This window comes from Cognatiluteimonas weifangensis (genome assembly GCF_003416885.1).
Lineage (GTDB): Bacteria > Pseudomonadota > Gammaproteobacteria > Xanthomonadales > Xanthomonadaceae > Cognatiluteimonas > Cognatiluteimonas weifangensis.
On sequence record NZ_QVPD01000003.1, the window covers coordinates 16,042 to 29,560 of the forward strand.

The 13,519-nt window shown below is 74.1% G+C and carries 13 protein-coding genes; 5 read left to right on the top strand and 8 right to left on the bottom strand.

Annotation, left to right across the window (positions count from 1 at the left end; translation table 11 throughout):
* Positions 1-553 precede the first annotated feature (553 nt).
* Positions 554-1,066, bottom strand: a complete 513-nt coding sequence (locus tag D0Y53_RS03440; RefSeq protein ID WP_199491996.1) for a hypothetical protein — start codon at positions 1,064-1,066, stop codon at positions 554-556.
* A gap of 209 nt (positions 1,067-1,275) precedes the next feature.
* Here D0Y53_RS03440 and D0Y53_RS03445 point away from each other — a divergent pair, with 209 nt between their 5' ends.
* The 3 genes from D0Y53_RS03445 to D0Y53_RS03455 all read left to right on the top strand — a co-directional run bounded on the left by D0Y53_RS03445 (position 1,276) and on the right by D0Y53_RS03455 (position 4,525).
* Entirely contained in the window at positions 1,276-2,256 is a 981-nt protein-coding gene (locus tag D0Y53_RS03445) for a pyridoxal-phosphate dependent enzyme (protein ID WP_117201821.1), read from the top strand.
* Between the two features lie 124 nt (positions 2,257-2,380).
* A complete protein-coding gene (locus D0Y53_RS03450; RefSeq protein ID WP_117201822.1) occupies positions 2,381-2,920 on the top strand; it encodes a cytochrome b in 540 nt (179 codons plus the stop codon).
* A gap of 96 nt (positions 2,921-3,016) precedes the next feature.
* Complete coding sequence (locus tag D0Y53_RS03455) at positions 3,017-4,525, top strand: ArnT family glycosyltransferase (protein WP_117201823.1); 1,509 nt, start codon at positions 3,017-3,019, stop codon at positions 4,523-4,525.
* A gap of 18 nt (positions 4,526-4,543) precedes the next feature.
* Here D0Y53_RS03455 and bioC read toward each other — a convergent pair whose 3' ends face one another.
* Genes bioC through bioB form a run of 5 tightly spaced genes read right to left on the bottom strand, consistent with a single transcriptional unit; the run spans position 4,544 to position 9,565 of the window.
* Positions 4,544-5,455 carry a malonyl-ACP O-methyltransferase BioC gene (gene bioC / locus D0Y53_RS03460; protein WP_117201824.1) on the bottom strand — a complete coding sequence of 304 codons (912 nt, stop codon included), beginning with the start codon at positions 5,453-5,455 and terminating at the stop codon, positions 4,544-4,546.
* Positions 5,452-6,216, bottom strand: coding sequence for a pimeloyl-ACP methyl ester esterase BioH (bioH, locus tag D0Y53_RS03465; RefSeq protein WP_117202043.1), 765 nt, complete (start codon positions 6,214-6,216; stop codon positions 5,452-5,454). Before bioH ends, bioC begins: the two co-directional genes overlap by 4 nt.
* An 8-nt stretch (positions 6,217-6,224) precedes the next feature.
* Positions 6,225-7,244: a multidrug resistance efflux transporter family protein gene (locus tag D0Y53_RS03470; protein ID WP_117201825.1), complete on the bottom strand. Its 1,020-nt coding sequence runs from the start codon at positions 7,242-7,244 to the stop codon at positions 6,225-6,227.
* A complete protein-coding gene (bioF, locus tag D0Y53_RS03475; protein WP_117201826.1) occupies positions 7,241-8,467 on the bottom strand; it encodes an 8-amino-7-oxononanoate synthase in 1,227 nt (408 codons plus the stop codon). Before bioF ends, D0Y53_RS03470 begins: the two co-directional genes overlap by 4 nt.
* A 3-nt stretch (positions 8,468-8,470) precedes the next feature.
* A complete protein-coding gene (gene bioB / locus D0Y53_RS03480) occupies positions 8,471-9,565 on the bottom strand; it encodes a biotin synthase BioB (protein WP_117201827.1) in 1,095 nt (364 codons plus the stop codon).
* A 49-nt stretch (positions 9,566-9,614) separates the two neighbouring features.
* Between bioB and D0Y53_RS03485 the strand changes: the two genes are divergently transcribed.
* Positions 9,615-10,346 carry a ComF family protein gene (locus tag D0Y53_RS03485; RefSeq protein ID WP_117201828.1) on the top strand — a complete coding sequence of 244 codons (732 nt, stop codon included), beginning with the start codon at positions 9,615-9,617 and terminating at the stop codon, positions 10,344-10,346.
* Between the two features lie 231 nt (positions 10,347-10,577).
* A complete protein-coding gene (locus tag D0Y53_RS03490; protein ID WP_117201829.1) occupies positions 10,578-11,126 on the top strand; it encodes an HdeD family acid-resistance protein in 549 nt (182 codons plus the stop codon).
* A gap of 15 nt (positions 11,127-11,141) precedes the next feature.
* Here D0Y53_RS03490 and D0Y53_RS03495 read toward each other — a convergent pair whose 3' ends face one another.
* Complete coding sequence (locus D0Y53_RS03495; RefSeq protein WP_233511627.1) at positions 11,142-12,578, bottom strand: short-chain fatty acid transporter; 1,437 nt, start codon at positions 12,576-12,578, stop codon at positions 11,142-11,144.
* The gene (ubiA, locus tag D0Y53_RS03500; protein WP_117201830.1) at positions 12,575-13,486 is read right to left on the bottom strand and encodes a 4-hydroxybenzoate octaprenyltransferase; all 912 of its coding nucleotides are present in this window, start codon (positions 13,484-13,486) and stop codon (positions 12,575-12,577) included. Before ubiA ends, D0Y53_RS03495 begins: the two co-directional genes overlap by 4 nt.
* Positions 13,487-13,519 lie beyond the last annotated feature (33 nt).

Consider the following 13,519-nt stretch of genomic DNA (forward strand, 5'->3'; position numbering starts at 1 on the left):
GGCTGGGGGTGCGGAGAGTGGGCCATGGATGGCCCACGACCCGACTTAAAGACAGGAGGTCGTCAGGAGGGCGCAGCACCCCCAGCCCGCCGGGCGGCGACTCCCTCCGAAGCCGATCTCCCGACTGCAGACGTGACGGCCCGTTAGGGCATGCGTGGCCCGCGCCCGACTTGAAGACAGGGACGTCGCCGGGAGGGCGCAACACCCAGCTCGCCGGGCGGCGCCTCTTTCCGAAGCCGATCTCACCAGGGCAGGGATGCCCTACAACCAGACTGGAGGTCGTCCGCAGGCGCAGTACCCCCTCAATCCTCCCGGGCACCGACTGCGTCCGAAGCCGGAATGAGAGAAGAACATTCGTGTCCGCCTGTCGGGGCAGACGAAAGTGCAGTGCGCGCGCCATGGCGCCGACACCCGGCGGGGAGCGGAACAGGGGGGATCCGGAATTCCCCGCCGGGCATCGACATGGAACGGACGCCGTTTGGGTCGCAATGCGACGCAACCGGTCAATGGCGGGCGCTAGCTTGCAGGCCGGCGCCGGGCAGCGCAAGGCCGTTCAGGGGGTCGTAATGCGACGCCGGTCGCGCTCCTGACTGCTGCGCCGGATTCTTTGCTCCAGGGTCGAGCCACGCCGCGGCGCGGTCGTGGGGGCCGGAGCGGAACTGGGGGCAGGCGTCGTGATCCGACGCGGCGACGCGGGTTCCGCATCCCGGGTCTGCGGCCGGCGCTCGCGGAGCCTGTCGAGATCGCGCCACGGCGGCCGCGGCCGATCGCCGTCGCCCGAATGATCGTGGTCGCCATCCGGACGCGGGCGCACCGGCGGCCGGTACGGATAACCGTAGTAGTAGGGGTAGTAACCGCCGTAATAGCCGTACGGGTAATAGCCGTAGCCGAAGCTGCCGCTCCAGCCGGGATAGCCGTAGTAGCCGTAAGGGGCACCGTAGTAGCGGTACTGCGTGCTCGGCTGACCGTAGTAGTAGTCGCCGGCGCCGCCCCGGTACTGGTAACCGGTCACGCAGCCGGCCAGCAGCGCGGCGGCGAACGCGGGAAGCAGCAGCTTGCGGATCATGGTCGCGCCCCTGTCTCGATGCGGCCAGCATCGGCCGCCGGCATTGAATCCGTGCTTAACCCGGCCGGCGGAGCGACCGCGGGCCGATACTGCCACGCGCAGCGGCCGTGCGCCCTGCGCGCGACGGCACCGCCCTCGCGGCAGGGCCGCCGCCGGTGCCGTGGCTGCGGTCGCGCCGGCAGCGGCCGTCGACGCGCTAGGATCGCAGGATGGACGGAACCTCGCTGGCGCTGCCGACCTTCACCGACGTGCTCGCCGCCGCCGCGCGCATCGCCCCGCATGCGCACGTGACCCCGGTGCTGCGCTCGCGCACGCTCGACGCGCTGGCCGGCTGCGAGCTGCACTTCAAGTGCGAACCGCTGCAGCGCAGCGGCGCGTTCAAGTTCCGCGGCGCCTGCAATGCGGTGTGGTCGCTGCCGCAGGACGTCGCCGCGCGCGGCGTGGTCACCCATTCCTCCGGCAACCACGGCGGCGCGCTGGCGCTGGCGGCGCGCACCCGCGACATCGCCTGCCACGTGGTGGTGCCCGAAGGCGCGGTCGCGGCCAAGCTGGCGGCGATCGCCGGCTACGGCGCCCGCGTGCACCGCTGCGCGCCGACCATCGCCGCGCGCGAGGCCGCCGCGGCGCAGGTGCAGCGCGACACCGGCGCGACCCTGGTGCATCCCTATACCGATCCGCGGGTGATCGCCGGCCAGGGCACCGCGGCGCTGGAACTACTGGCGGCCGCACCCGCGCTTGACGCGCTGGTGGTGCCGGTCGGCGGCGGCGGCCTGGCGTCGGGCTGCGCGCTGGTGCTGGCGGCGCTGGCGCCGGCCTGCGAACTGCTGCTGGCCGAGCCGCGCGGCGCGGCCGACACCGCAGCGTCGCTGGCCGCCGGCCGCCGCGTCACCGAATTCGTCCCCGACACCCTCTGCGACGGCCTGCGCGGCACCCTCGGCGCGCCGGATTTCGAGCTGCTGCACGCGCACGGCGCGCAGGTCGCGGTGGTCGAGGACGCCGACACCGTCGCCGCGCTGCGCTTGCTGTGGACGCGGCTGAAGCTGCTGGTGGAACCGTCCTCGGCGATCGCGCTGGCGGCGGTGCTGCAGCAGCGCGAGCGCTTCGCCGGGCGCCGGGTCGGGGTGCTGCTGTCGGGCGGCAACGTCGATCCGGCCGCGGCAGCGCAATGGTTCGCGTCCGCAGCGACGTGAGCCGGCGGCGCCCGGGTCCCGAGGTCGCAGTTGACCTGGCTCAAGACACACCGCCGCGCGCAGGCGTTACTGTCGTCGCGGCGACGCTGCCCGCCCCCCTTTCCGCTTGCCGACGAGGTGCCCCATGAGCGTGTCCGTTCTGCCGCGATACCGCCCCGGCCTGCGCCGGCTGCACTGGCTGACTGCGGTGCTGGTGGCCGTGGCCTATGTGCTGATCGAGCAGCGCAACCTGTTCCCGCGCGGCAGCGGCGAACGCGCGGCGATGATGCAGGGGCACTACTGGACCGGACTGGCGATCTGGCTGCTGCTGTGGTGGCGGCTGGCGCTGCGCGCCGGCGGCGCGACCCCGCCGATCACGCCGCCGCTGCCGGGCTGGCAAGCCGGGCTGTCGCGGCTGCTGCACCTGGCGCTGTACGCGTTCCTGCTGGCGATGCCGCTGCTGGGGCTGGCGACCGCGTGGACCGACGACAAGCCGCTGTATCTGCCGTTCACCGACTTCGCGCTGCCGGCGCTGCTGGCGCCGGACAAGGATCTGGCGCATCGGCTCGAGGACCTGCACGGCAGCATCGGCGAGGCGTTCTACTGGGTGATCGGCCTGCACATCGTGGCCGCGCTGTACCACCACTGGTGGCGGCGCGACGACACCCTGCGGCGGATGCTGTAGGCCGCAGCGGCGCCGTCGCGACCGCAGCGTCCGGCGGCAACGGTGCCGCGCACGGGCTCGGCTAGAATCCGCGGTCCCCGCGAACCGAGCCCGCGCATGCCCCGACTGCTGCGTTCCCCCGATGTCTGGCTCGCCGCCCTGGCGCTGGTGCTGGCGCTGGCGCTGCTCGGCCAGCGCGGCATCTGGGACCCGGACGAGGGCCGCTACACCAACGTCGCGCTGCACATGCTCGACAGCGGCAACTGGCTGGAGCCGCACCGCAGCGAGGAAGTCGGACACTGGACCAAGCCGCCGCTGACCTACTGGGCGATCGCGGCCTCGGTGGCGACGTTCGGCCGCAACCCGTGGGCGGCGCGACTGCCGGCGGCGCTGTCGTACCTGCTGTGCACGTGGCTGGTGTGGCGCCTGGCGCGGCGGCTGGCGCCGGGCAGCGAGCGCCAGGCGGCGGCGATCTTCGCGACCATGCTGCTGCCGTTCGGCGCCGCGCAGCTGATCACCACCGACTACCTGCTCGCGGCCTGCGAGGCGCTGGCGCTGTACGGGTTCGTCGAGGCGCGCTTCGGCGCGCCGCAGCAGGCGCGGCGCTGGCTGGCGCTGCTGTGGGCCGGCTTCGCGCTGGCGTTTTTGACCAAGGGTCCGCCGGGGCTGCTGCCGCTGCTGGCGGTGGCCGCTTTCGAGCTGCTGACCCCGGCCACCGACGCGTCCGGGCAGCGGCGCGCGCGGGTGCTGCAATGGTGGGGTCCGCTGCTGTTTGCGGCGATCGCGCTGCCGTGGTACCTGGCGGTGGTGCTGCGCAACCCGGGGCTGCTGGATTACTTCCTCGGCGCCGAGGTGGTGGATCGCATCGCCAGCAACCATTTCAACCGCCACGGCCAGTGGTACGGCTGGCTGGCGATCTACGCGCCGACCCTGCTGCTGGGCACGCTGCCGTGGACCCCGGCGCTGTGGCGCTGGGCGCGGGCCCTGCCGGCGCGCCTGCGCACCTGGCGCACCCGCGCCGGCCGCGCCGACGATCGCGCCGGGCTGCTGCTGGCGCTGTGGCTGCTGCTGCCGCTGCTGGTGTTCTGCGTGTCGCGCTCGCGGTTGCCGCTGTACCTGCTGCCGCTGTTCGTGCCGCTGGCGCTGCTGGCCGCGCGCCAGCGCCAGGGCGAAGGCCGCGGCCTGCCGCGCTGGCGCTGGCTGCTGGCGTGGGCGGCACTGCTGCTGGCGCTGGAACTGGCGACCGCGCTGTGGCCGACGCACAAGGACGGCGCCGCCTGGCAGGCCGCGATCGCCGCGCGTGCGCCCGGCCGCGTCAGCCAGATCAACATCGTCGACGACATGGCGCGCTACGGCCTGTACCTGCAGCTGGGCGTGGACGTGGAGAAGCTGTCGCTGCGGCCGCTGGCCCAGCCGCGCTTCAATCCCGAATACGACGAGGACCTGGCCGACGAGCTCGCCGACGACTACGACCCGCACGCGCTGTGGTTCACCAAGCAGGGCAACTACCCGGCGGTGCGGGCGCGGCTGCAGGCGCTGGGTTACGACGCCCTGCCGCAGGGCACGCCGTACCAGGGCCGCGTGCTGTTCCGGGTGCGCCGGCTCGAACACCGGGACGTGCCCTAGAGCCGGACCGCGGCCGCGTCAGCGTTTGCGGATCGGGATGCGGCCGGCGGGGAAGCTGGCGATCTCGGCGCCGCCGCGTTCGCGGATCGGCGCGCCGGCCTCCGGCGCCCAGGCGATCGCGGTGATGGTTTCCCAGGTCGCGGGCAGGCCGTCGGCGCCGCCGTACGCGCGTGCGTAGGCCTCCGCCGCGCGCGCGAAGCGGGCCTTGCCGGTGAGCGTGCGTCGCCGCTCGCGCAGCGCATTGGTGGCGCCGAGCGCGCGCAGCTCGCGCATCAGCGCCGGCAGGTCGCGGTAGCGGCTGACGCTGACCTCGCGGTCGAGCACCGGATCGCGGAAGCCGCCCAGCAGCAGCGCGTCGCCGACCTGGGTCATCGCCGCGAACGGACTGACGTGCGGGGCCTGGGCGTCGGCCTCGGCGAACGCCTCGCGCAGTTCGATCAGGGTGTCCGGGCCGAAGGTCGACAGCAGCAGCACGCCGCCGGGACGCAGCGCGCGGCGGAAGCCGGTCAGCACCGCCGGCAGGTCCGCCACCCACTGCACGCACAGATTGGTGAACAGCACGTCGAGGCTGTTGTCGGCCAGCGGCAGCGCGCGCGCGTCGGCGCACACCCGCACGATCCCGCGCCGCAGCGGATGCCAGCCGGCCTGCCGCCGCGCCTGCTGCAGCATCGGCAGCGCCAGGTCGAACGCCAGCACCTCCGCCTTGGGCCAGCGCTCGCGCAGCGCCGCGGCGGCGCGGCCGGGGCCGCTGCCCAGGTCGAGCACGCGCTGCGGCGGCGGCGCATCCGCGCCGGTGCGTTTGACGTGGTGTTCCAGCGAATCCAGCAGGTGCGCCTCGACCCGGCGCTGCAGCGCGGCCGCGGCATCGTAGCCGGGCGCGGCGCGCGAGAACGCGCGGCGGACCTGGCGGGTGTCGAACAACTCGTTCATGCGGGGGTATCCAGGAAAGCCGCCAGGCGCGCAGCGAGCGCGTCGGCGTGGGTCAGGAACGGGGCGTGGCCGGCGTGCTCGAACACGTGCCACGCGGCGCCGGGCGTCAGCGCCGCGGCGGCGGCCATGGCGCGCGCATCCACCAGGCGGTCGCGGCGCCCGGCCAGCCACAGGCTCGGCACCCGCAGCTGCGGCAGCGCGGGGCGCAAGTCGGCGGTCTGCAGCAGCGCCAGGCCGTCGGCGAGTACCGCCGCGCTCGGCGCGCCCTGCGCGAACAACTCCTCGCGCAGCGCGCGGATCGCCTCGCGCGCGTGCTCGGCGCCGAAGGCTTCCAGCGCGACGAAACGCTCCAGGGTGGCGCGGTAGTCCGCGCGCAGGCCGGCGGCGAAGTCGCCGAAGATCTCCGCCGACACGCCGTAGCGCCAGTCCGCGCCGCGCACGAAACGCGGACTGGCGCACAGCAGCGCCAGCGCCGGCACCCGCTGCGGCAGGGTGCTGGCGGCGTGCAGCGCGAACAGGCCGCCCAGCGACCAGCCGCACCACGGCGCGACCGGGACCGTGGCGGCGATCGCCGCCACGCAAGGCTGCAACTGCAGCGGCACCGCGCAATCGCGGCTGCGGCCATGGCCGGGCAGGTCGACCACGTGCACGGTGTGGCGCGCGCGCAAGCGCGCGAGCAGCGGCGCGAACACGCCGCCGTGCATCGCCCAGCCGTGCAGCAGCACCAGCGGCGGGCCGCGGCCGACGACTTCCACGTACAGGCGGCCGCTCATGCGCCGCGATCCGTGCGCAGCGCGCGCGGGTCCGGCGCCCGGCCCGCCGGCGGCCGCGCCACCATCCAGGCGAAAGCGGCGATCCCGGCCACCACCAGCGCCGCGCCCCACAGCGCGATCCCGTGCGGCCACGCCTCGCCCAGCCACCACACCCCGAGCGCGGTCGCGAACAGCAGTTCCGCCGCCTGCATCGCCTCGGCCGCGCCGAGCGCGGCCGGATTGTCGCGGACCATGCCGGTGGCCTGGAAGAACAGGATCGTGGCGATCACCCCGGCACTGAGCGCGACCGCGCCGGCGAGCAGCACCTGCGGCCAGGCCGGCGCCCCGGCCTGGGTCCAGCCGTAGCCGGCGATCAGCCACCACAGCGGCTGGCTGGCCAGCGTCATGCCGAACACGCGCTGGGTGGCGTTGAGGTCCTCGCCGCTGCGTTCCAGGTGCCGCAGCAGCAGGCGGTTGCCGAGCGGATACAGCAGCGCTGCCCCCAGTACGCAGCCCAGCGCGATCCAGGCCGCGCCGTCCATCCGCCCTTGCGCATGTCCCAGCTGCAGCAGCAGCACGCCGGCGAAGATCAGCGCGCCGATCGCGAACGCCGCGCGCGGGATGCGCCGGCGCGGGTCGCCGGGCGGCGCGTGGCGGTGCACGAACGGCGCGCACAGCATCCCCGCGATCACGGTGAACTGGAAACTGCCGGCCACCAGCCACGCCGGCCCGCTGTCGGCGGCGTAGGCCAGCAACACGTAGAAGCCGACGAAACCGATCGCGCTGCAGCGCAGCCAGGCTCCGGGGTGCGCACGCAGCGCCCGCCACACCGGGGCGATGCCGCCCTGCCAGGGCATCAGCGGCAGCAGCAGCGGCAGGGTGATCAGGTAGCGCAGCGACGCGGTCCAGGCCCAGTGGCCGCCGTCGCTGGCGATCGCGCGGTTGAGCACGTAGGTCTGGGTGAAGAACAGCGCCGACAGCAGCGCAAGCGCGATCGCCGCCAGCGCGCGGCGGGCGTCGTGCGGTGCCGCGCTCATGCCCGTGCCGCGGCCGGCGTAACGACGGTGGTGCCGTCGCGGTGACCGGCGACCTGGTCGCGGGCGCGCTCCAGCGCCTCCAGCAGGGCGTCGACCTGCAGCCGCTCGTGTCCGGCGCCCAGGGTGATGCGCAAGCGCGCACCGCCTTCGGGCACGCTCGGCGGGCGGATCGCGGCGACCCAGAAACCGCGGTCCTCCAGCGCCGCCGCCATCGCGCTGGCGACGCGGTCGTCGCCCACTTGCAGCGGCTGGATCGCGCTGTCGGACGGCAGCAGCGACAACCCGCGCTGCACGGCGCCGGCGCGGAAGTGCGCGATCGTGGCCTGCAGCTTGTCGCGCCGCCACTGGTCCTTGCGCGCCAGCTTCACCGCCGCCAGCGCCGCGGCGGCCAGCGCCGGCGGCAACGCGGTGGTGTAGAGGTAGGGACGCGCGGTCTCGGCCAGGTGCTGGATCAGGTCGGCGTCGCCGGCGACCACCGCGCCGTAGCTGCCCAGCGCCTTGCCCAGGGTCGCCAGCTGCAGCGGCACCTGGGCGACGCCGAGTTTCGCCGCCGCGACGCTGCCGCGGCCCTCGGGCCCGAGCACGCCGACGCCGTGGGCGTCGTCCACGTACAGCAGTGCGCGTTGCGCGCGCGCCACCAGCGCCAGCTGCCGCAGCGGCGCGACGTCGCCGTCCATGCTGAAGACGCCGTCGGTGGCCAAGATCGCCGCGCCCTCGGGCAGGCTGCGCAGCTGCCGGATCGCGCCTTCGGCATCGGCATGTGGATAGCGGCGCAGGCGGCAGCCGGCCAGGCGCGCGGCGTCGATCAGGCTGGCGTGGTTGAGCCGGTCCTGGACGCAGGCGTCGCCGTCGCCGAGCAGCGCCTGCAGCACCGCCAGGTTGGCCATGAAGCCGCTGCCGAACAGCAGCGCGCGCGGGGTGCCGAGCCAGTCGGCGACTTCCTTCTCCAGCGCGTCGTGCGCGGCGTGGTGGCCGCAGACCAGGTGCGAGGCGACGCCGCCGGCGCCGTCGCGCGCGGCGGTGTCCTGCAGCGCGTCGACCACGGCGAAATGCTGCGCCAGGCCGAGGTAGTCGTTGCCGCAGAAATCCAGCAGCCAGCGGCCGTCGACCTCGCAGCCGGTGCCGTCGCGGCGGCTGACGCTGCGCCGCGTGCGCGTGCGCCCGCGCGCCTCGCGCTGCGCGCGCGCGGCGGCGACACGCTGGTGCAGGTCCGGGCGCGCCATGGCTCAGGCCGCGGCGTGGGTCGCGGCGCCGGTGATCGCGGCGTGGGCGGTGGCGACGCACTGGCAATCCTCGCCGCAGCCGGGATCGGTCGCCGGCGCCCCGACCTGGACGTGCATCGGCTGCAGCCCGAGGCGCTCGAACAGCCGGCGATCGTGCTCGGTGTCGGGGTTGCCGGTGGTCAGCAGCTTGTCGCCGTAGAAGATCGAGTTGGCGCCGGCGGTGAAGCACAGCGCCTGCAGCTCGTCGCTCATGCTCTCGCGCCCGGCCGACAGCCGCACCATCGAACGCGGCATCAGGATCCGCGCGACCGCGATCGTGCGCACGAACTCGAACGGATCCAGCTCCGGCGTATCGGCCAGCAGCGTACCGGCCACCGGCACCAGGCGGTTGATCGGCACCGAATCCGGATGCGCCGGCAAGGTCGCCAGCGCCTGCAGGAAGCCGGCGCGCTGCTCGCGGGTCTCGCCCATGCCGACGATGCCGCCGCAGCAGGTCTTCAGGCCGGCGTCGCGCACGTGTTCCAGGGTGTCCAGCCGATCCTGGAAGGTGCGGGTGTGGATGATCTCGCCGTAATACTCGGGCGCGGTGTCGATGTTGTGGTTGTAGTAGTCCAGGCCGGCCGCCTTCAGCGCCTGCGCCTGGGTGTCGGTGAGCATGCCGAGGGTGGCGCAGGTTTCCAGGCCCAGCGCCTTCACCTCGCGGATCATCGCCGCGACCTTGGGGATGTCGCGGTCCTTGGGCGAGCGCCAGGCCGCACCCATGCAGAAGCGCGAGGCGCCGGCGTCGCGCGCCTGGCGGGCGCGGGCGACGACGTCCTCGGTACTCATCAGCTTGGTCGCGTCCACCTCGGTGTGGTAGCGCGAGGACTGCGGGCAGTAGGCGCAATCCTCGGGGCAGCCGCCGGTCTTGACCGACAGCAGGGTGCTGATCTGGACTTCGGTCGGATCGAAATGCTCGCGGTGCACCGCGGCCGCGCGGAACACCAGCTCGGTGAACGGCAGGTCCAGCAGCGCCAGCACCTCCTCGCGGGTCCAGTCGTGGCGCGCCGGCGACGGCGCGACGGGGGGGCGGAGGGCAGCGGATCCTACAGCGGACATGGGCATTTCCTGACGGCGACGGCGGCGCGGAACCGGCAGTCTGGAAAGCATGTCCGGGCCTGTCAACCAATTCGGGCTGCCGCCGGTTGACGGGCGCTGGCGGCGGCTCGGGGCCGTGCTGTGGCCGATGCACTGCCTGGCCTGCGGCGAGCGCGCCGGCGGCGGCGCCCTGTGCCCGGCCTGCCGCGCCGCCCTGCCCTGGAACCGCCAGGCCTGCGCGCGCTGCGCGTTGCCGCTGCCGGGCAGCGACGGCAGCGCGGTCTGCGGCCGTTGCCTGCGGCGCCCGCCGCCGCTGGCGCTGGTGCGCTCGGCCTGCCTGTACGCGCCGCCGCTGGACCGCTGGCTGCCGCGTTTCAAGTTCCACCAGGACCTGGCCGCCGGCCGGGTGCTGGCGCAGCTGCTGGCCGCGGCCTGCGCCACCGCGCCGCGGCCGCAGGCGCTGGTGCCGGTGCCGCTGCACCGCACGCGCCTGCGCCGGCGCGGCTACGACCAGGCGCTGGAACTGGCGCGGCCGCTGGCGCGCGCCTTCGCCCTGCCGCTGCGCGCCGAGCTGCTGCGGCGCACCCGCGCCACCGCGCCGCAATCCGAACTCCATGCGGCCGCGCGCCGACGCAACCTGCGCGACGCGTTCGCCGTGCCCGCCGCGGTTACGCGGCCCGCGCACGTGGCGCTGGTGGACGACGTGATGACCACCGGCGCCACCCTGCACGCGGCCGCCGCGGCGCTGCGCCGCGCCGGGGTGGCGCGGGTCGACGCCTGGGTCTGCGCACGGGTGCCCTAGGCCTGCGCGGCGTGCCGCCTGCCCGCGGGCGAGGGCGGGAGCGCGGCGCCGTGTGGCCGCGGCAATCCCCGACGCGGTGCCCGCGCGGAATCGACGCGCTCACGCCACGGCGTTGTCGTCTTGCCGGCGCGGGCGCCCGGCGGTTGACAAGCTGGGCGGGCGCGGGGTATTCCGATCCCGCACTCCCCTGCCTCGCCCGTCTGTCCACCCGTAGGTCCTGCGGAGGTTCCGATGAGCAGTCGTGTCGCCCTGCATCTTGGTCGCAGTTGGTGGGTGTTCCTGGGTTTCGGTCTCATCGCCATCGCTTTCGGGCTGGTCGCGATCCTGCGTCCGGGTCCCACCATCTGGGCGCTGGCCTGGGCCATGGGGGTGATGGCCCTGGCCGAGGGCGCGGTCGCGCTGAGCGCGCTGTTCGCCCGCGACATGCCGGTGTCGAAGGCCTGGCTGGCGGCGTACGCGCTCGCGTCGCTGCTGTTCGGCCTGGCCGCGGTGTTCTTCCCTGCGGTCGTCGCCGATGCCCTGCTCATTGTCCTGTCCGCGTGGCTGCTGGTGGCCGGCGTGTTCCGCATCTACCACGCCATCCGCCTGCGCGAGGTGCTGCAGGACGAATGGCTGCTGGTGATCAGCGGCGTGCTCGCGCTCGCGCTCGGGGTGCTGTTCATGCTGTTCCCGAGCCAGGGCCTGATGGCGCTGGCGCTCTGGCTCGGCGCCGGCGCCCTGGTCTACGGGATGCTGCAGGTGTGGCTGGGGCTGCACCTGCGCAAACTGCAGCGCCCCTAGGCCGCTGGTCCCGCATCATGCCGCCGGCAGCAGCGGCGGCACGTAGTCCAGGGTCAGCCCCAGCAGCCACAGCAGGCCCAGCACCAGCGGGATGTGCACCAGCAGCTGCACGAAGGTGAAGCCGACGATGTCGCGCGCGCGCAGGCCGAGCACGCCCAGCAGCGGCAGCATCCAGAACGGGTTGATCAGGTTGGGCAGCGCCTCGGCGGCGTTGTAGACCTGCACCGCCCAGCCCAGGTGGAACTGCAGCTCGTTGGCCGCCTGCATCACGTACGGCGCCTCCACGATCCACTTGCCGCCACCGGAGGGCACGAAGAATCCCAGCACCGCCGAATAGCTGCCCATCACCACGGCGAAGGTGTCGTGCGAGGCCAGCTGCGCGAACAGCAGCGACAGCCGGTGCGCCAGGGTTTCCCCGTCGGCACCGGGCACGCCGGTGAGGATCAGGGCGATGCCGCCGTACAGCGGGAACTGGATCAGCACCCCGGCGGTGGACGGCACCGCGCGCGCGACCGCGTCCAGGAAACTGCGCGGCCGCCAGTGCAGCAGCAGGCCCAGCGACAGGAACAGGAAGTTGTAGGTGTTGAGGTTGGCGATCGCCGACACCGCCGGCTTGCCGGCGAACTCGACGTACAGCCAGCCGAAGGCCAGCAGCGACAGCGCGACGGTCAGCAGCGGGCTGTATTCCAGCCATTCGCCCGGCCGCGTGCGCGGCGGCAGCGACGGCGGCCGTGCCGCCGCGGCTTCCGCGAATGCGTCCGCGGTCCGCACCGCGTCGCCTTGCGGCGCGGTGACATACGCCACCGCCAGCGACACCGCGATCAGCACCGCGGTCAGCACGATCGACTGCCACAGGAAGATCGTCTGCGTGAACGGCAGCACGCCGGTGATCGGCAGCAGGCCCGGCGGCATGCTCGCCGGATTGGCCTGCAGCTGCGCGGCCGAGGAACTCAGGCCCAGCGCCCACACCGCGCCCAGCCCCAGGTACGCGGCCGCGCCGGCGGCGCGGTAGTCCATGCGCAGGTCCGCGCGCTGCGCCAGCGCGCGCACCAGCAGCCCGGCGAACACCAGCGAGAAGCCCCAGCTCAGCAGCGAACTGAGCATGCTCGCCAGGGCGACGAAGGCGATCGCGCCGCGGCCGCTGCGCGGCCACTGCGCCAACCGCGCGATCCCGCGCGCCACCACCGGCGCGGTGGCGACCACGTAGCCGCCGATCACCACGAATGCCATCTGCATGGTGAACGGGATCAGGCTCCAGTAGCCGCCGCCGAAGGCCTCCGCAGTGGCGCGCGGGGTGGCGCCGCAGGCCAGCGCCGCGGCCGCGACCACCACCACGCCCAGCACCGCGAACACGTAGGCGTCCGGGAACCAGCGCTCGGCGAACGCGGCGCTGCGCAGCGCCAGCCGCGCCGGCAGGCGGTCGGTGGCGGGGTCGCCGGCGGCCGCGCTCACGCCGTCGGCCGCCACAGCGCCAGTGCGAACCCGGCGAAGATCGCCGCGCCGACCCAGTGGTTGTGCAGGAACGCGCGGAAACAGGCCTCGCGCTGGCGATGCCGCGCGATCGCGAACTGGTACGCCACCAGCAGCGCGGCCACGCCGAGCCCGGCCCAGTAGTACGCGCCCAGCTGCGCCTGCCGGCCCACCAGCGCCAGGGTCGCGAACACCAGCGCGTACAGCACGCCCTGCGCCACCAGGTCCAGCTCGCCGAACAGGATCGCGGTGGACTTGGCGCCCATGCGGATGTCGTCGTCGCGGTCGACCATCGCGTACCAGGTGTCGTAGGCGGTGGCCCAGAAGATGTTGGCCACGTACAGCAGCCAGGCGATCGCCGGCACCTTGCCCTGGATCGCGGCGAACGCCATCGGGATGCCCCAGCCGAAGGCCATGCCCAGGTACACCTGCGGCAGGTAGGTGTAGCGCTTGAGGTAGGGATAGCTGATCGCCAGCAGCGCCCCGACCACGCTCAGGGCGACGGTCAGGCGGTTGAGCGTCAGCACCAGCGCGAACGCCGCCAGCATCAGCACCGCGAACAGCGCCAGCGCCTCGCGCGCGGACACCGCGCCGGTGGCCAGCGGCCGCTCGCGGGTGCGCGCGACCTGCGGATCCAGCCAGCGGTCGGCGTAGTCGTTGATCGCGCAGCCGGCCGAGCGCGTCAGCCACACCCCGGCGCTGAACACCAGCAACGGCCACAGCGGCGGCACCCCGCCGGCGGCCAGCCACAGCGCCCACCAGGTCGGCCACAGCAGCAGCAGCCAGCCGATCGGGCGGTCGCCGCGCAGCAGCCGCCAGTACAGCCCCAGGCGCACGCGCCAGACCGGCAGCGGCGGCGGGATCGGGACGTAGTCGCGCTCGTAACTCATCCTTGTCAGCCTACCAAGTGCGGCCGGCGCTGG